This is a genomic window from Nocardia rhizosphaerae (assembly GCF_042650365.1).
GTDB lineage: Bacteria > Actinomycetota > Actinomycetes > Mycobacteriales > Mycobacteriaceae > Nocardia > Nocardia rhizosphaerae.
Map to the genome: position 1 here is coordinate 1 of NZ_JBHSBA010000021.1, position 770 is coordinate 770.

Consider the following 770-nt stretch of genomic DNA (forward strand, 5'->3'; position numbering starts at 1 on the left):
GCGAGAGCGACTGCTTCGAGGTCTTCAGCGGACCACCGGGAGAGGTCGGTGCCCTTCGGAAAGTACTGCCGCAGCAACCCGTTGGTGTTCTCATTCGTCGGCCGCTGCCAGGGCGAGTGAGGGTCGGCGAAGAACACCTTCGTGCCCGTCTCGAACGCGAACTGGGCGTGCGCGGAGAGCTCTTTGCCGCGATCCCAGGTGAGCGTCTTGCGAAGCTGTTCGGGCAGCTGCGTCATCGTCGCGATCAACGCGGCGTTCATCGCGATGGCGCCGTAGCCGCCCAGCGCGGGACCGTTCTTGACCGGCGGAGACTCACCCCAACCCTGCAGTCGCGGCAAGTGCACCAGCAGAGTCGAGCGGCTCTTGCGTTCGACGATCGTGCCGATCGCGGACCGGCCGGTGCCGATGATCAGGTCGCCCTCCCAGTGCCCGGGAACGGCGCGGTCGGCGGCCTCAGTGGGGCGTTCGGAGAACACGACATCGGCAGTGACATGCCCTTGCGGGCGGTTCTGTGCTCGAGCCCGCGGCTGCCGGAGAGCACGGCCGGTTCGCAGGCATGTGACGAGTTCGCGTTCGAGCGCGCCACGGCCCTGGATGAACAGCGACTGGTAGATCGCCTCGTGGCTGATGCGCATGGACTCATCATCCGGGAAGTCGACCTTCAGGCGATGCGAGATCTGCTCCGGACTCCACGCCGTCGCCCACCGCCGGTCCCGCCGATGCGGCTTGTTCAGCCCTTTCCATGCGGGCGGCTCCGGTCCGACTACGAT

General features: G+C 67.0%; 1 protein-coding gene. It reads right to left on the minus strand.

The genetic code is table 11. The features are described 5' to 3' along the window. Positions 1-770: IS30 family transposase (locus ACFOW8_RS29095; RefSeq protein WP_378554887.1), on the minus strand; the 770-nt coding region annotated here is incomplete at both ends.